This window comes from Neisseria sp. MVDL19-042950 (assembly GCF_030504625.1).
In the GTDB taxonomy this organism is placed as follows: domain Bacteria; phylum Pseudomonadota; class Gammaproteobacteria; order Burkholderiales; family Neisseriaceae; genus Neisseria.
In genome coordinates this window covers 100,031-115,806 of record NZ_JAUKWH010000001.1, presented here as the reverse complement: position 1 = coordinate 115,806, position 15,776 = coordinate 100,031, and the positions used below count along the sequence as shown (strand labels likewise).

The window sequence follows — 15,776 nt, the reverse complement described above, 5'->3', positions numbered from 1 at the left end:
TTCGCTAAAAGTTTTCAGACGGCCTGTTGTATAGATAGGTGCACATTATATCTGTTACAAGGCCAAACCCGTAACCAAATGTTTAAATTCCGCCCACGCATTGCCGTCTTCCGCGCCCTTGATGATGCGGTCGATGCGGGCGCAATCCTGCAAGGCGGCAAGCAAACGGCTGATGCTGATGCGCTTTACCGCCATCGGTGCGAGGGTTTGTTTGTCGCCCCACAAACGCAGGCTGTTGCGCACGGCCTGTATGCTCTGGCCTTGCTTCAGCGCGGCGGTCAGGCGGATCAGGGTGCGGATGTCTTCGGCCACCGCCCACAGCAGCAACACCGGCTCTTCGCCTTCGGCTTCCAAACCTTCGAGCAGGCGGGCAACGCGGGCGCTGTCGCCGCTCATCCACGCTCCGGCAAGTTGGAACACATCAAAACGGGCGACATTGGCGACGGCGGCTTCGGCATCCGCCATATTCACGAGATGGCCGGCAGGATGCAGCAGCGCGAGCTTGTCGATTTCCTGCTTGGCGGCCAAGAGATTGCCCTCCACGCGTTCGGCAAACAAAGCCAGCGCATCGGGTTCGATATTGAGGTTTAAGGCGTTCAGACGGCCTCTTATCCATTGCGGCAAGGCTGCGCCGGTAACGGCTTTGGCTTCCAACACCACGCCGTGCGCCGCCAACGCGCCGAACCATTTGGCCTGCGTTTGGGCGCGTTCGAGTTTGGGCAGCATCACAATGATTACGGTGTCTTCCGGCAGATTTTCCGCCAGCGATTGCAGCGCATCGCCGCCGTTTTTGCCGGGTTTGCCGTTCGGGATATGGATTTCCAGCAGCTTCAGATCGGCAAACAAACCCATGCTGCCTGCAGACTGCAATAATTCGTTCCAATCGAACGCATTATCGGCGGTATAAACTTCGCGGTTGAGATAGCCTTGCTGTTTGGCGGCGGCGCGTAAAGTGTCCAATGCTTCCACGCGAAGCAAATCCTCTTCGCCGTGAATCACATACAGCGGTTTCAACGGCAAATCGGGCGACACCTGTTCGATACTCATCACCGGCATCAGTTGGCCTTCAAAAAGGTTAGGCGGCGCACGATTTGGTCGGCTGCATCGGCACGCATTTCCGCCCAAATAGTGGCTTCTTCTTCCTGTTTGCCCAACACTTCGCTGTCGGCGTAATCCATTTTACGCTGCACCAGCACCACCATCGGCTCTCCCCATGGTTGGCCGTTTTTGGCGGCTTGGGCTTCTACGCGCAGAATCAGCAGAAATTCATTGATGTCCGCCGCACGCGTGATGGTGTAAATGTCGCGGCGGGTTTCGATATTGGTTACGGTAACCGATACCGGAGCTTGGGTTGCGGGCTTGCCGTCGGCGCGGCGCAGGGCGTTTTCCAACGGTTGCTGCATTTGGCCGCCCGCAACATGCCATTCCTGATACGGCAGCGAACCGGATATGTTGCCCATGCCTTTCAAATGGAAGCCGCAGGCGGCAAGGATCAGCGCGGCGGCGGGCAGTAGGATTTTGTTCATATACGGCTTTCGTTTGAGAATAAACAGGCTTGGATTATAGCCCAGCGGCAACGGATTTGTCAGGCCGTCCGCACGGGCTTTCAGACGGCCTGAAACTTACGTCGATACCGCAAACTCAGCGGGAATACGCCGGAGCAAGCAATGTTGGTGAGACAACGGCTTTCACCGCTTCGTTTACCCGCCGACCCAGCCGCCGCCCAAGGCCTTATACAAACCAACCAACATCCGCGCGCGCGCCAGTTGCGATTGAATCAGATTTTCCTGCATCGCTTCTTCGTTCAGGCGTGCGGTGAGGGCGTTATCGAGCGTTTTTTGGCCGTATTTAAACAGTTTTTCGGCATCGCCCGCCTGTTTTGCCGCCTGTTTGTGCGCAGTAACCAGCAAGGTGTTTTGGCGGGTAAGCGCGCTGTGTGCCTGATATGCGCTGTCCACTTCGCCGAGGGCTTTGAGGATGTTTTGGTCGTATTGCAATAAGGCCGTCTGAAGCCGTGCATCGGCGGCGGCGATATTGGCTTTGATGCGTCCGTTGGTGAAAATCGGCACTGTGATGCCTGCTTTGATCAAGCTGCCCCAGCCTTTTAAATCGCTATCGCTGTCGATACTGATGGTGCCCCTGCCCAAAAATTCGATGGTAAAACGCGGCAGCAAATCGGCTTTGGCGCTGGCGAGTTTGGCGGCGTAGGCGTTCACTTGCGCGGCATGGGCGCGGATGTCGGGGCGGCGCTCAAGCAGGCCTTGCGGGGTTTGGCCGCTCGGTGCGGCGGGTTGCGTAGTCAAGATGTTGACGCTGCTTTCAGGCAAGGCAAATGTTTGCGGGGTTTGGCCGGTAAGCACGGCGATGCTGCGCACATGGGCGGCGTATTCCGATTCGATGGTGCTTTGCTTGGCGCGCAAGGCGGTGAGCTTGCTGGCGACTTCGTCCACTTCATAAGCGGTAACGTGGCCTGCTTTGAAACGGCCTTGCACATATTTCGCCAGCCGCTCGACGGTGGCGATATTGCGGTTTACCGACTTCAAACGTGCTTGGGCAGCGCGGGCTTGCAGGTAATGCTCGGCAATTTCGCCACCGATCAGCACTTGCGTGCCGTACACTTCTTCCTGCCTGCCGAGTGCGGCATAAGCGGCGGCATCGGCATCGCTGCGTTTCTGCCCGAAAATATCCGGCTCCCACGACGCGGAAAAGCCACCCGTGAGGCTGTTGCCTTTCAACGTGAAACGCTCGCCCGCCAAATCGGCAGCCTGCGGAATCCTTCCGAGCACGGCGCGGGCTTCGTCGCTCAGCGGGTTGCTGATGCGGGCGTTGAGGCGCGATGCTTCCGCGCCCGCGCCGACCGTCGGGCCTTTATCGGCATCGGCCAAGCGCTCAATGGCACGCGCTTCGTTCAAACGGCTGCGGGCGATTTGGATATCGTGGTTTTGCTGCAAACCTTGTTCGATTAAGCGGCTGAGTACGGGGTCGTTCCAATGCTGCCACCAGCGGCCGATTTCCGCGCTGCCGCGCGCCGCTTCCGCTTGGCTGAAGGCTTGCGGAATATCGATTTTGCTTTCGAGCGGAACAACGGTGCTTTTGCAGGCGGCGAGTATCAACGCCAACATCAGGCTGCTTGCAACAGGGTTCAAACGGGGTTTCATGGCTTTTCCTTATCTTTATTTTCAGACAGGCATGGAGGCCGTCTGAAAACCCGCTAGCGGGTTTCGCTAAAGCAAACTTTGTGAGTTTCGCTAAAACGTTTGTGCAGATTGCTTCGGTCATGCAGCTTACACATACTTCTCCGCCTCACGGATACTGAGTTTCGCCATACGGCTGCGATACCGTTCGATAAATGCCCGCACCCATTCGGGGTTGGTTTTACTGTAATCGCGCAACGCCCAGCCGATGGCTTTGTTGATGAAAAATTCTTTTTGCTCCAAATTGTTGCAGATAATTTGCTCCAGCAGCGCGGTGTCGGTTTTGTCTTTGCGCAAAAGCTGGTGGTCGATGGCGACGCGCCGCAGCCAGATATTGCCGCTGTTGCTCCAATCCAGCAGCACGGCATTGGTTTCGGGGTAAACCAAAGCGATGCCGCCGACAATGCGGTCGAGCACGTCCGCCGTATCCCACCACGATTTTTCAGTAATCAGCTTTTTCAGGTGCGGAATGTCTTGTAGCGTGAGCTTTTTCTGCATGGTTTTCAGATACTCAAGCGCACAGTATTGCAGCTCGCGATGCGGATCGGCCCAGCATTGTTCGACAAACCGCCAGTCAACTTCTTCTGCCGCCGCATTTTTAAACAACAGCTTGCAGATTTGAGCCAAACGCGGCTTGCTGATGCCGAGATAGTCGAAACGGTGCTTCATATAGGCTTTCATCGGCACAGCGCGTTCGGGGTCGGCTTCGCGGGTAAGGATAGCGAGCAGTTCTTCGTAATTCATCGTATGTACCTTTTTCAGACGGCCAACAATGCCATTCGAGCCTGCAAATTATTCTTTAAGCTGCACAAAAGAAATGCCGTTGCCTTCGGGATCGGCCACATCGCAAGCCAGCACCACTTCCCAATCAACAATTTCCCCCGCCTCGATGCCTGCTCGAATAAGCGCTTCGCGGCAAGCAGCCACGTCGTCCACACCGATAACCACCGCCGCTTTACCGCCCGCCTCCGCACCGGTGAGTTGCAGCCAAGCATGGTCGGCAATACGCCATTCCGCCGTGCTTTCCATCGGCACCTCATCCGGCTCGCCCAACCATGTTTGATACCACGCCAGCGCGGTTTCATAATCCGCCACATTGATAACGGAAATCAAATCGTTGGTTTTAAAAAGTTTCATGCTTTTCTCCTGCGTGTAGAAGATTGTGATTGTTTTTCAGACAGGCATTGCGCCTTGCCGTTCCAACAATGTTTTTTACTCCGCCACTGCCACATCAAGATTCACAGTTTGGTATTTCGGATATTTTAGGCTTAGGGAGTTTGGTTATCTAAGAATACCGCACCTTTGATATCAATTGGAAGGTTCCTAACTTTGGAACAGTTGATTGTTTTCATACGGCCTGCTCGGGCCTGCCCGAGTATGACGAGCGTACTATTTTTATCTTTAAGTTGATTCACCATAACAGGCTTTTTCAGATATTAAAAAGACGATGCCCCTGTTTAAGCGGACTTAAACAGGGGCTCAACTCATTTCTGAATCTTTACGTCGCGGCACGTCTTTTCAGACGGCCTTATTGTAGCAACGGCTCTCATCTCGTAGTGCAACAATAAATTTGATTCTAATGATGATGAAAACACTTGTCAAATATTTATTTCTTTACTATAAATAAGCGTATGTATTTTTTTGTAAATCAAGATGAAAAGGGGAAGAAATGAAAAAACAGCCGCAACGCTATATTTTGGGTTTGGATTTGGGTATTGCTTCAGTAGGCTGGGCCTTGATTTTAGTAGATGAAGAGGGAAACCCCATCGGCCTGCTGGATTGCGGGGTGCGCACATTTGAACGGGCGGAAGTGCCGAAAACAGGCGATTCTTTAGCCTTGGCCCGCAGGCAGGCGCGCAGTGTGCGCCGCTTAATCCGCCGCCGCGCCCACCGTTTACTGCGGTTGCGCCGCCTGCTCAAGCGCGAAGGTATTTTGAGTGTTAACGACTTTAATTCAGACGGCCTACCCAACCTGCCGATTGATACTTGGCAGTTGCGTGTGGCTGGTTTGGAGAGAAAGCTGACGAATCAAGAATGGGCGGCGGTATTGCTGCATTTGGTTAAACACCGCGGTTATCTGTCGCAACGAAAAAGCGAAACCCAAACGGAAAACAAAGAATTAGGACGTCTCCTTGCCGGCGTGGCCGAAAACAGCAAACTGCTGTCAGAAAGTTCTGAACAATACCGCACGCCTGCCGAATTGGCGGTTAAATTATTTGCGGAACAATCGGGGCATTTGCGCAATAAAGGCGGTGATTACACCCACACTTTCAACCGCTTGGATTTACAGAGAGAATTGCATTTGCTGTTCGAGCGGCAATGTGCGCTCGGAAACCCGTTTGCTTCGGCAGAGTTGCAAAGCAAAGTTGACGAATTACTGATGACGCAGCGCAGTGCCTTACAGGGTGAAGCCGTGTTGAAAATGCTGGGTAAATGCACATTTGAGCCTTCCGAATACAAAGCGGCTAAAAATACTTATTCCGCCGAACGGTTTATCTGGCTGACCAAACTGAACAACCTGCGGATTCTGCACAACGGCGAAGAGCGGGCTTTGGATGAAGGAGAGCGCAAACAGCTGTTGGACGAGCCGTATAAAAAAGCCAAACTAACATATAAACAGGTGCGCTCAATATTGAATCTGCCTGAAAGCGCAGTATTCAAAGGGCTGCGTTACGGAAAAGATTCAGACGGCCTCAAGGCGGAAAACGGCACATTAATGGAAATGAAGGCCTACCATAAAATCCGCACGGTATTGGACAAAGCAGGTTTGAAAGGCGAATGGGAAAACCGCATCCGCAATCCCGAAATACTGGATGAAATCGGCACGGCATTTTCACTATATAAAACCGATGAAGATATTCAAGCAACCTTGGCCGATTTAAGGCTACCTGAAAATGTGTTGGACGCGCTGCTGGCAGGTTTGAACTTTGATAAGTTTATCCAACTTTCGCTGAAAGCCTTAAGGAATATTCTGCCTTTAATGGAACGCGGCATACGCTATGACGAAGCCTGCAAAGAAGTTTACGGCGATCACCGTGCCTTGGCAGAATCGAAAAACCAAGTGCTGCTGCCACCCATTCCTGCCGGCGAAATCCGCAATCCTGTGGTACTGCGCACACTCACGCAAGCACGCAAAGTGATTAACGCGATTATCCGCCGCTACGGTTCGCCGCAGCGGGTGCATATCGAAACCGCACGCGAGTTGGGCAAATCGTTTAAAGACCGAAAGGAAATCGAAAAACGTCAGGAAGAAAACCGCAAAGAACGCGAGCGTGCGGCGAAACATTTTAAAGAATTGTTCCCACATTTTGCCGGAGAACCCAAAGGCGGCGATATTCTGAAACTGCGCCTGTATGAACAGCAACAAGGTAAATGCCTGTATTCCGGCATACCGATAGATTTAGGCCGTCTGAACGAAAAAGGCTACGTGGAAATCGACCACGCCCTGCCGTTTTCCCGCACTTGGGACGACAGCTTTAAAAACAAAGTGCTGGTATTGGGCAGCGAAAACCAGAAAAAGCGCAATCAAACGCCTTATGAATATCTTGATGGTGCCGGCAATAGCCAACGCTGGCGCGAATTTCAAGCGCGGGTACAAGGCTGCCGTTTTCCCTATGCTAAAAAACAGCGTATTCAGACGGCCAAACTGGACGGCAAAGCCGAACAAGGCTTTTTGGAACGCAATCTGAACGATACCCGTTATATTGCCCGCTTTTTATGCAGCTTTATTGAAAAAAACCTGCATCTGCAAGGAACCGGCAAACGGCGCGTATTCGCATCAAACGGCGAAATCACTGCCCTGCTGCGCGGTTTGTGGGGCTTGAAAAAAGTAAGGGAAGACAACGACCGCCACCACACACTCGATGCCATTGTAGTCGCCTGCTCTACCGTTTCCATGCAGCAGAAAATCACCAAAGCCATGCAGCGGCGTGAAACTTTGGAAACCGTGGATAGCGAAACCGGCGAAGTCAAAACCCGCATTCCGCAGCCGTGGGACTTCTTCCGCCAAGAAGTGATGATACGGGTATTCAGCGACTCTCCCCGTGAAGAGCTGGCAGAGAAACTAAACAGCCGGCCTGAAGCATTGCATGATTTTGTATCGCCTTTATTTGTCTCACGCGCCCCCAACCGCAAGATGACAGGACAAGGACATCTTGAAACCGTCAAATCCGCCAAACGCCTGTCTGAAAACATCAGCGTGGTGAGAAAGCCATTGACAGCGTTAAAACTGAAGGATATTGAAAACATCGTCGGCTACCCTGACCGCGAACCTGCTTTATATCAAGCTTTGCAGGAACGGTTGCAGGCGTATAAAGACGATCCCGTTAAAGCGTTTGCCGATCAACCGTTTTACAAGCCTGCGAAAGATGGCAGGCAAGGGTCATTGGTCAAAGCGGTGCGGGTGGAGGACGTACAGAAAACCGGTGTGATGGTTCGAAAAGACCGTAGCGGTACGGCACACGGTATTGCCGACAACGCTACCATGGTGCGAGTAGATGTATTCGGCAAAAACGGTAAAAATTATCTGGTGCCGGTTTATGCTTGGCAGGTGGCAAAAGGTATTTTGCCGAATAGAGCGGTAGTGGCAAATAAAGATGAAGGCTGTTGGGATTTAATTGATGAAAATTTTGATTTCCAATTCACTCTGTATCCTAACGATTTAATTAAAGTTGTAACTAAAAAAGATAAGTTTTTTGGTTATTACGTTGGTTTGGATAGGGCAACAGGTGCTATTACTCTTAAAGAACATGATTTAGAGAAAAGAAAAGGTAAAGATGGAATACACCGCGGTATTGGCGTAAAAGCCGTTTCTATTTTCCAAAAATACCAAGTCGACCCATTAGGCAAAGAAATCCGCTTGTGCAAAGCAGAAAAACGCACTGAATTGAATGACAAAAAGAAAAAATAACCCTTAGCGGCTGCACCTTCAATGGTGTAGCCGTTTTACTGTATAACCCATTCAAAAAAGCTACTTACGGAGAAAATAAAATGACTTGGCGCAGCATTTTAATCAGCCGCCCTGCACGCCTGTCGCTGCAACAAAGCCACCTGCTGATTCAACAGGACGAAGCCATACCTATACCGCTGGAAGACATCGCCGTTATTATAGTCGAAGCACGGGAAGTGGTACTAACCGCACCCTTGCTATCTGCACTGGCACAATATGGCATCACCCTGCTTACCTGCGACGAACAATTTTTGCCCTGCGGCCAATGGCTGCCGTTTGCACAATACCACCGCAGCCTGAAAGTGCTCAAACAACAAATCAATATGACAGAACCGCAAAAAAAGCAGCTGTGGCAACAGATTGTGAAACAGAAAATCCGCAATCAGGCTTGGCTGCTCGATTACAGCGGCCACGATATTGCCGCAAGCCGTCTGAATGCCTTAGCCGACAGCGTAAAATCCGGCGATAAAAACTTCGCCGAAAGCCAAGCTGCCGCTTTGTATTTCCGCGTACTGTTCGGAGAACAATTTGCCCGCAGTCATGAAAACAGCGTAAATGCCCATTTGAATTACGGTTACAGCATTTTGCGTTCGGCCGTTGCCCGTGCACTTGTGCAATACGGCTTTCTACCTGCGCTCGGACTGCACCACCGCAGCGAACTCAACCCTTTCAATTTGGCCGACGACTTTATCGAACCATATCGTCCCATTGCGGATTTATGGGTCTACGACAAGATGCTCTCAAACAGTCTGCCAGATGAGCTGGCACCCGCAAGCAAACAACAACTAATCTCTTTGTTATGCGGCCAAGCAGCTTTGGAGGGAAACAAATATAGTGTATTGGCTGCCATAGACCGCACCATACAATCTTTTCAGACGGCCATCAGCCAAAACAAACCCAAACTTTTAAAACTGCCACAAATGCTGCGCTTAAAGGTACATGATTATGAGTGAGGCCAAATTTATGCGCTTAATCGTTTTCTTTGACTTGCCTGTAACCACCGCTGCCAAAAGAAAAGCAGCCAACCAATTCCGTAAATTTCTACAGAAAGACGGTTATCACATGCTGCAATTATCGGTTTATTCACGCATTGTAAAAGGACGCGACTCGTTGCAGAAACACCACAAAAGACTGTTAGTACATTTGCCCGAAGAAGGCCAAGTCCGCTATTTAGAGGTAACAGAAAAACAATATGCAAGCATGGTTATGCTTATTGGAGAACCAAAACCCCGCGAAAAAAAGGTCAATGCCGACCAACTTTTGCTTTTTTAAAGTCGTTTTTTTTAACCAAAATAAAACAGGGAAACCTTATTTTATAAGGCTTCCCTGTTGAAGTATTGTAGCACTACGAGATGAGAGAGGAAGCTACAACTAAAAAATGAGAACAGAGAAAAAGTGCCAAATTGTAGCACTACGAGATGAGAGAGGAAGCTACAACAAAGCACGTCTTGCGTCATTATCTGAAAAAATTGTAGCACTACGAGATGAGAGAGGAAGCTACAACGTTATGGTTAAGTAAAAACTACTCTAGAGAATTGTAGCACTACGAGATGAGAGAGGAAGCTACAACCATGTACAAAATCATCATGCAAGCTATTAAATTGTAGCACTACGAGATGAGAGAGGAAGCTACAACGCTCATCAGGTGCAACAATCAAATCCCCAAATTGTAGCACTACGAGATGAGAGAGGAAGCTACAACTGCGCAAGTTGAAAACCTCTTGTTAAAATTATTGTAGCACTACGAGATGAGAGAGGAAGCTACAACATTGTCTATATAACAGTTCATTTATTCAATATTGTAGCACTACGAGATGAGAGAGGAAGCTACAACGGAATTTGACAACTTGTCAGGATTGGTTGCATTGTAGCACTACGAGATGAGAGAGGAAGCTACAACATATCGGCTATGCTTCGGATGAAGAAAATTATTGTAGCACTACGAGATGAGAGAGGAAGCTACAACGCCGGCATGGCTGCTTCGGCAGCCTTTTTTATTGTAGCACTACGAGATGAGAGAGGAAGCTACAACCACTAGTCCTGCCGATATTACCCTTTATCAATTGTAGCACTACGAGATGAGAGAGGAAGCTACAACAATAGTGTAGATAGAGTGCATCAACAATTAATTGTAGCACTACGAGATGAGAGAGGAAGCTACAACAGAGCAAAGCGGCGTAGATGTTTCAGGCGTATTGTAGCACTACGAGATGAGAGAGGAAGCTACAACGGCTGATGCCGATGGCAAAGTGAGCAATAAATTGTAGCACTACGAGATGAGAGAGGAAGCTACAACCTAGGGTCTGCACGTTCCAAAGCGCCTAGGATTGTAGCACTACGAGATGAGAGAGGAAGCTACGACTACATTTGAAGTTTTATTTTCTTCTTTTCACCATCACGACCATATCAATTTCCATCTTATCCTTTTTCAGACAGGCATTGCGCCTTCCAATTCCAACAACGCCTTTTTCCGCGCAAGGCCGCCGCCGTAGCCGGTTAAATCGCCGTTGCTGCCGATCACGCGGTGGCACGGTATCAGGATGGAAATTTTGTTCTGCCCGTTGGCGGCGGCTACGGCGCGCACGGCCTGCGGTTTGCCGATGCGTTCCGCCTGCTGCTTGTAGCTGCGGGTTTCGCCGTAGGGAATGCTTTGCAATGCGCGCCAAACTTGCCGCTGAAAGGGTGTGCCGACCGGGTCGAGCGGCGTGGCGAAGTTTTTCAGACGGCCTTCAAAATACAGATTCAACTCTTGCTGCAAAGTTTGGCTGTGCACCGTGTCGCGCCACACAAAATCCGCCTGAAATGCTTTTTGCACGGCCAAGAGTTCGCTCTCTATTATTTTGCGCTCGGGAAACTCCAGCAGGCACAAACCTTGTGTGCTGAATACCGCCAACATCTGCCCCAACGGAGTGGCTTGCACAGAAACCGTCAGCTCGTTATCGTGTTTGCTGTTGCGTTGCGCCAGCAAGTACGTGATGCGTTTCAGGCAGACGTACTGCCCGAGTGATATGCCGACGTACCGCTCGAAATCTTTTTTCAACATAACCAGTTCGTCTGCCGATTCGAGCGGGTGGTCGCGGTAGGATTCGGGCGGATTTTCCCGTGCGGCCGGCCATGCGGCATAAGCCTGCCACCGTACGGGAAGCAAGGTTTGCGGATCGGGCAACCGGCGGATATTCATGGAGTTTCCTTGCAGTGTTCAGACAGGCAGTCTAATAAACAATCAAAAGAACAATTTTTTGATATCAATGTGTTATCCGAGTTCAATATTATATCTTTGCCATTAATTTTCAGACGGCCTGCATAGGCTTTACAAACCCGTCAGCCTATTGCTTTCAATCTATCTTTGTTAAAATTATACTCTTTTGAAATAGTAACAAATCTATCCAATAAAGCACCTATCATGATAATCAAACAAGCACACAACCGGGAACGTGATATTGAGGAGCTAAATACATTATTGGCATTGCCCTATATCGATTCCGATACTAAAGATAAAATCAGCCGTGAAATCAGAAACATCCAATCCGGCATGAAAGGCGAAAAAGAAGCGGCCTACCACATGAATTTCCAATGGACGGAATCCAAAAATTGGATGGTCATCCATGATTTAAGGCTGGAATATAACGGCCATGTGGCCCAAATAGACCATTTGCTACTTAACCGATTTATGGAAATTTATGTCTGCGAAAGCAAACGCTTCGGCGAAGGCATTGCCATTAATGAACACGGCGAATTTTCAGCATTTTATAAGGGGAAATCTTATGGCATACCCTCCCCGATAGAGCAAAACAACCATCATATCAAACTGCTTCAAAGACTTTTCGACAGCGACAACATTGAGCTGCCCATCAGGCTAGGGGTTAAGATGAAACCCAAGCTCATCAGCCTGATTTTAATCGCTAATTCAGCGCGTATTTCACGCCCTAAAAATGAAAAAAGAATTGAGGGCTTAGACAGAATCATTAAAAACGAGCAAATCGTTAAAAGAATCAACAGAGATATTGATAATGAAAACATCTTTAGCATGGTAAGGTCGGTATCTAAAATTATCTCTCCGGAAACGTTGCAGTCATTCGCCGAATCTTTAGCCGCCTTGCACAAGCCATTGGAAATGAATTGGCGGGCAAGGTTCGGTATCAATGAGCCGATTGAACCTACTCCGGTTAAAGCGGAGCATGTTGATCCTGTTCAACCTCAAGATGAGATTCAGCCCCAAGCCGATGTGCAAGATAACGCTCCGAATGCTGCGCCAACCCGCTTGTTCTGCGCTAGCTGCAAAAAAACAGTTAGCTCCAAAGTGGCACATTTTTGCTGGAGTAACAAAGCCCGTTTTCAAGGCAGGGTGTATTGTTACAACTGCCAAAGAAGTATCAAAAAACCGGCAGATTAGCCGGTACATGTCCTTTACACAGCAAGCATGATGGATAAAAATGTGCAGTCTGCCACGCGTTTCAGATATTGACGCTTAATGAACATGGCCACTTTATTCTACTTTTTCCTCTCCAGCATCCTGATTGCCGCCTTGCCCGAGCCGGCGATGATGTTGGTGATTCAAGGTGCAGTAAAGGGTTGTTGGCGCGCAGGCGGCTCATGTGGCGCGGAATTATTTGGCCCGGCCGATTACCCGCCGTGTGATGGCTTTGGTGTTTGGTTTGCTGCTGGTTTATATCGGGGCGGAAGGCTTGATCAGCCTTTTTGTGTAAAGTTTTCAGACAGGCATAGCTTTGCACAATGCCTGTCTGAAAAAGGCGCATTGTTCATCAACTTGAAAACTACGTTTATTACGCACCAAACAACGCGGCCTTGCCTTCTGCGCCAGATACGTCCAGCACTTCGATATTTTCCCCGTCCAATACCGCCTGTGTGAGCATGGCCACGCCGCCGGAGGGGCCGATTTCCAAAATGCGGCGGACACCCAAATCTGCCATGCGGCGGCATTCTTCCACCCAATCGACCGGATCGACCAACACATTTTGCGCAATGCCGCGCGCCTGTTCTGCGTCCAAACCGCAGGCCGCCGCCCATTCGGCTACTTGCACTACGGCGGGTGCCAGCGCGGGATGATGGAAGCCGACTTCCACTTCAAGCGGCACAAGCAGCGATTCGGGGGTAAGGCCGTCTGAATCTTTTATTGTGGCCGAAAGTTCTTCACACACGCGCTGCACCGATTCCGGCCGCCCGCTGACCACAAAGGCTTCTTGGCTGTTGCGCAGGCCGATGCACGGGCGGGCGGCTAGGTCGGTTGAGGCGGCGGGGAACAGTCTATCCACCATGTCGGCAAGCTGCGATCGGCTCACGCCCTGCACTATCACCATTGCATGGCCGCCGTCGTGCATATACATGCCGGTTTTTCTGCCTTGCTGGGTGGCGGCCGCGCCGATCAGTTCGGCCAATGCCAGAATTTCGGCGGCACGGTGCGGTTCGCTAACCAGATAACGCCCGAGTATGCCTTGCGAATGCCCGATCACGCCCGCTGCTTTGCCGATGTCCAGCCCGCGTGTTTCCAAAACATGCAGATTGGCGATTTGTGAAAGGAAAATGCCGGGCACGCTCACGGCAGCCCGCACCAAATCAATCCCACTGTTGCCGTCTGCCCACGCAATCGGTTCAAAACCCTGCGGCCGCGCGGTGGCAAGCTGCTCCGCCACGGGCGCGACCATTTTGGCGGCAGCATCCGCAACCTTGCCGGTTTCCTCCCGCACACCTTCGGCCAAAGCCTCGCGTAACATACTTATCCAATCAAACCCTTGCCCGGAAAAACACAATGCAAACGGTTTGGCATGCACACGCTCAAGCAGGCGTTTTTGTTCGGTTTCACTCATTGTCTCACTCCTTTGTATGATGGTTTTCAGACGGCCTCAGCGGCCTTTGTCCGCATCCTCAACACTCAGCCATGCTGCTCCAGCATTTTTCTAAACCGCATCAAAGCAAATGCCAAAAACAGCAGTCCGGTTAAAGCCATTGCCAAGAGCTGCGGCCACACGATGCTCAAGCCGGCATTGCGGAACAGCACGCTTTGGGCAAACTGGATAAACTGCGTGCTCGGCCAATATTCACTGACCCATTGCGCCGCTGCGGGCATATTGTTGCGCGGCGAGGCCACGCCGGAAAACAGCAGCAGCACCATATACAGCGGAATCATCAAGAGGCCGAACTGCGCCATGCTCGGCGCAATCGTGGCAAGCATCACCGCCAGCGCGGCAATGGAAAACAAATACACGGCCACGCCGAAGCCGTAGAGCATAATGGAGCCGTAAATCGGCACGCCGAGTATCCCCTTTACCACCAACCACATCGACAGCATACTCACCAGCAAAATCACCGCACTGTTGGCCAGCACTTTCGCCAGCATGATTTCGGCGGCGTTTACCGGCATCACGAGCAGATGCTCAATGGTGCCGTGTTCGCGCTCGCGGATAACTGCCGCACCCACCAAAATCAGTGCCAACACCAGCACCATATTGCCCAACTCCATCGGCGGCCCGTAATAGACGCCTTCGGCATTGGCGTTGAAGTGCGAACGGATGACCGGCTTCACGGGCAGCCATTTCTCCGCCGACTGCTGCCGCGCAAACTCCGCCGTTTCGCGCTCCAGAATGCGGGTCAGATAAGCCGCGCCCAAACCGGCCTGCGACATGGCGGTAGCGTCCACTTGCAGCAGCAATTCGGGGCTACGCCCCATCAGCACATCGCGCTCGAAGTTCGGCGGAATTTCCAAGGTAAAAATGTACTCGCCCTTGTCCATCGCCTGATTCACCGCCTCCGCCGCCACTTCCTGCGGCGGCTGGAAAAACGGCTCGCGCACAGCATCGCGCAGGCGGTAGGAAAGCGCTGAACGGTCGCCGTCCACCACCGCCACGGCAGCATTTTTAACTCCGGAGTCGATTTCAGCTGCGGACAAAACCGTTACCGTAAACATAAACACAATCAACACCATCAGCACCAAGTCGGAAAACAGGCTTCGGAGTTCTTTTTGTGCTAAGTAAAAGATGTTTTTAATGCTGCGCATGGGCTTACCTTTGCGGTTTCAGACAGGCATTTCACACCGATTCGGCGGTTGCATCGGCAAACTCGTCCAGTGTCTGCAAAAATCTTTCGGGGCTTTCTTTTTGCGGCCGATGCTTGTGTTCTTCAAACACTTTCAGCCGCATCTGCGGCATGATTGTGGCCCCCGCTTCAGCATCGGCCAGCGGCACGGCAGGGTCTTTACTGCCGTGAACCAGCAGCACGGGGCAGTCGATTTTCGGCAGCTCCGGCAGCAGGCGGCCTGTGGGTTTGCCGCCGTAGGTTTCGCTGAGCTGGAAAGATTGGAACGCTTTGCTGGCATCTTCTGCCAAGGCGGCCGCGCGCACTTCGTCTACCAGTTCGGTGCTGATTTTGCCGGCATCGCCGAATAGTGTGGCGGCAATCAGGCGGCGGGTCAGCAGGCAGCTGACGCATAGGCGGTAAGCAAGCAGGTTCCAACGCGAGCAGGCATACCAGCCGCCCAACCACGGCCACGGCACCATCAGCACCAGCCGCTTGAGCATGTGGGGGCAGCACAGGGCAAACTGCAATACCACGCTGCCGCCGAGCGACAGGCCGCATAAGTTGATACGCTGCATGCTCAGTGTTTTCCAAAGCGTCGGGTT

At 51.3% G+C, this 15,776-nt stretch carries 13 protein-coding genes and 1 CRISPR repeat array; of the genes, 4 read left to right on the top strand and 9 right to left on the bottom strand.

The genetic code is table 11. The annotated features are described in order from the left end of the window. Positions 1 to 54 precede the first annotated feature (54 nt). The 5 genes from holA to Q0X97_RS00515 all read right to left on the bottom strand — a co-directional run bounded on the left by holA (position 55) and on the right by Q0X97_RS00515 (position 4,331). On the bottom strand, positions 55 to 1,056 hold the full coding sequence (gene holA, locus Q0X97_RS00535) for a DNA polymerase III subunit delta (RefSeq protein WP_302065325.1): 1,002 nt from the start codon (positions 1,054 to 1,056) through the stop codon (positions 55 to 57). Beyond that, positions 1,056 to 1,526 (bottom strand): LPS assembly lipoprotein LptE, encoded by a 471-nt coding sequence (gene lptE, locus Q0X97_RS00530; protein ID WP_302065324.1) that lies wholly within the window; start codon positions 1,524 to 1,526, stop codon positions 1,056 to 1,058. Before lptE ends, holA begins: the two co-directional genes overlap by 1 nt. A 174-nt stretch (positions 1,527 to 1,700) precedes the next feature. Then, positions 1,701 to 3,158: an efflux transporter outer membrane subunit gene (locus tag Q0X97_RS00525; protein WP_302065323.1), complete on the bottom strand. Its 1,458-nt coding sequence runs from the start codon at positions 3,156 to 3,158 to the stop codon at positions 1,701 to 1,703. A gap of 126 nt (positions 3,159 to 3,284) precedes the next feature. Beyond that, on the bottom strand, positions 3,285 to 3,938 hold the full coding sequence (locus Q0X97_RS00520) for a DNA alkylation repair protein (protein ID WP_302065322.1): 654 nt from the start codon (positions 3,936 to 3,938) through the stop codon (positions 3,285 to 3,287). Between the two features lie 48 nt (positions 3,939 to 3,986). Next, on the bottom strand, positions 3,987 to 4,331 hold the full coding sequence (locus Q0X97_RS00515; protein ID WP_302065321.1) for a VOC family protein: 345 nt from the start codon (positions 4,329 to 4,331) through the stop codon (positions 3,987 to 3,989). Between the two features lie 532 nt (positions 4,332 to 4,863). Between Q0X97_RS00515 and cas9 the strand changes: the two genes are divergently transcribed. The 3 genes from cas9 (at position 4,864) to cas2 (ending at position 9,414) form a co-directional block, all read left to right on the top strand. Continuing rightward, positions 4,864 to 8,103: a type II CRISPR RNA-guided endonuclease Cas9 gene (gene cas9, locus Q0X97_RS00510; RefSeq protein WP_302065320.1), complete on the top strand. Its 3,240-nt coding sequence runs from the start codon at positions 4,864 to 4,866 to the stop codon at positions 8,101 to 8,103. A gap of 80 nt (positions 8,104 to 8,183) precedes the next feature. Then, a complete protein-coding gene (gene cas1, locus Q0X97_RS00505) occupies positions 8,184 to 9,095 on the top strand; it encodes a type II CRISPR-associated endonuclease Cas1 (protein ID WP_302065319.1) in 912 nt (303 codons plus the stop codon). Further along, a complete protein-coding gene (gene cas2, locus Q0X97_RS00500; RefSeq protein WP_040666777.1) occupies positions 9,088 to 9,414 on the top strand; it encodes a CRISPR-associated endonuclease Cas2 in 327 nt (108 codons plus the stop codon). The genes cas1 and cas2 overlap by 8 nt, the downstream gene beginning before the upstream one ends. A 64-nt stretch (positions 9,415 to 9,478) precedes the next feature. Then, positions 9,479 to 10,504: a CRISPR direct-repeat array (repeat unit 36 nt; unit sequence ATTGTAGCACTACGAGATGAGAGAGGAAGCTACAAC). 66 nt (positions 10,505 to 10,570) lie between these two features. On the opposite strand, the gene Q0X97_RS00495 is transcribed toward cas2, so the two are convergent. Then, positions 10,571 to 11,323, bottom strand: a complete 753-nt coding sequence (locus tag Q0X97_RS00495; protein ID WP_302067649.1) for a methylated-DNA--[protein]-cysteine S-methyltransferase — start codon at positions 11,321 to 11,323, stop codon at positions 10,571 to 10,573. A 222-nt stretch (positions 11,324 to 11,545) separates the two neighbouring features. Between Q0X97_RS00495 and Q0X97_RS00490 the strand changes: the two genes are divergently transcribed. Next, complete coding sequence (locus tag Q0X97_RS00490) at positions 11,546 to 12,535, top strand: nuclease-related domain-containing protein (RefSeq protein WP_302065317.1); 990 nt, start codon at positions 11,546 to 11,548, stop codon at positions 12,533 to 12,535. Positions 12,536 to 12,926: 391 nt separating this feature from the next. Here Q0X97_RS00490 and Q0X97_RS00485 read toward each other — a convergent pair whose 3' ends face one another. From Q0X97_RS00485 to Q0X97_RS00475, 3 genes are all read right to left on the bottom strand, one after another. Next, positions 12,927 to 13,967 carry an ACP S-malonyltransferase gene (locus tag Q0X97_RS00485; protein WP_302065316.1) on the bottom strand — a complete coding sequence of 347 codons (1,041 nt, stop codon included), beginning with the start codon at positions 13,965 to 13,967 and terminating at the stop codon, positions 12,927 to 12,929. A 65-nt stretch (positions 13,968 to 14,032) separates the two neighbouring features. Beyond that, on the bottom strand, positions 14,033 to 15,154 hold the full coding sequence (locus Q0X97_RS00480; RefSeq protein ID WP_302065315.1) for an ABC transporter permease: 1,122 nt from the start codon (positions 15,152 to 15,154) through the stop codon (positions 14,033 to 14,035). Between the two features lie 31 nt (positions 15,155 to 15,185). Next, positions 15,186 to 15,749 (bottom strand): alpha/beta fold hydrolase, encoded by a 564-nt coding sequence (locus Q0X97_RS00475; RefSeq protein ID WP_302065314.1) that lies wholly within the window; start codon positions 15,747 to 15,749, stop codon positions 15,186 to 15,188. Between the last annotated feature and the right edge of the window lie 27 nt (positions 15,750 to 15,776).

What these genes read in the sequence shown, in the direction of transcription:
- Q0X97_RS00475 (WP_302065314.1), bottom strand. Translation starts at nt 15,749, where the DNA reads ATGCAGCGTATCAACTTATGCGGCCTGTCGCTCGGCGGCAGCGTGGTA.
- cas2 (WP_040666777.1), top strand. Translation starts at nt 9,088, where the DNA reads ATGAGTGAGGCCAAATTTATGCGCTTAATCGTTTTCTTTGACTTGCCT.
- Q0X97_RS00520 (WP_302065322.1), bottom strand. Translation starts at nt 3,938, where the DNA reads ATGAATTACGAAGAACTGCTCGCTATCCTTACCCGCGAAGCCGACCCC.
- lptE (WP_302065324.1), bottom strand. Translation starts at nt 1,526, where the DNA reads ATGAACAAAATCCTACTGCCCGCCGCCGCGCTGATCCTTGCCGCCTGC.
- cas9 (WP_302065320.1), top strand. Translation starts at nt 4,864, where the DNA reads ATGAAAAAACAGCCGCAACGCTATATTTTGGGTTTGGATTTGGGTATT.
- Q0X97_RS00480 (WP_302065315.1), bottom strand. Translation starts at nt 15,154, where the DNA reads ATGCGCAGCATTAAAAACATCTTTTACTTAGCACAAAAAGAACTCCGA.
- Q0X97_RS00490 (WP_302065317.1), top strand. Translation starts at nt 11,546, where the DNA reads ATGATAATCAAACAAGCACACAACCGGGAACGTGATATTGAGGAGCTA.
- holA (WP_302065325.1), bottom strand. Translation starts at nt 1,056, where the DNA reads ATGCCGGTGATGAGTATCGAACAGGTGTCGCCCGATTTGCCGTTGAAA.
- cas1 (WP_302065319.1), top strand. Translation starts at nt 8,184, where the DNA reads ATGACTTGGCGCAGCATTTTAATCAGCCGCCCTGCACGCCTGTCGCTG.
- Q0X97_RS00495 (WP_302067649.1), bottom strand. Translation starts at nt 11,323, where the DNA reads ATGAATATCCGCCGGTTGCCCGATCCGCAAACCTTGCTTCCCGTACGG.
- Q0X97_RS00525 (WP_302065323.1), bottom strand. Translation starts at nt 3,158, where the DNA reads ATGAAACCCCGTTTGAACCCTGTTGCAAGCAGCCTGATGTTGGCGTTG.
- Q0X97_RS00515 (WP_302065321.1), bottom strand. Translation starts at nt 4,331, where the DNA reads ATGAAACTTTTTAAAACCAACGATTTGATTTCCGTTATCAATGTGGCG.
- Q0X97_RS00485 (WP_302065316.1), bottom strand. Translation starts at nt 13,967, where the DNA reads ATGAGTGAAACCGAACAAAAACGCCTGCTTGAGCGTGTGCATGCCAAA.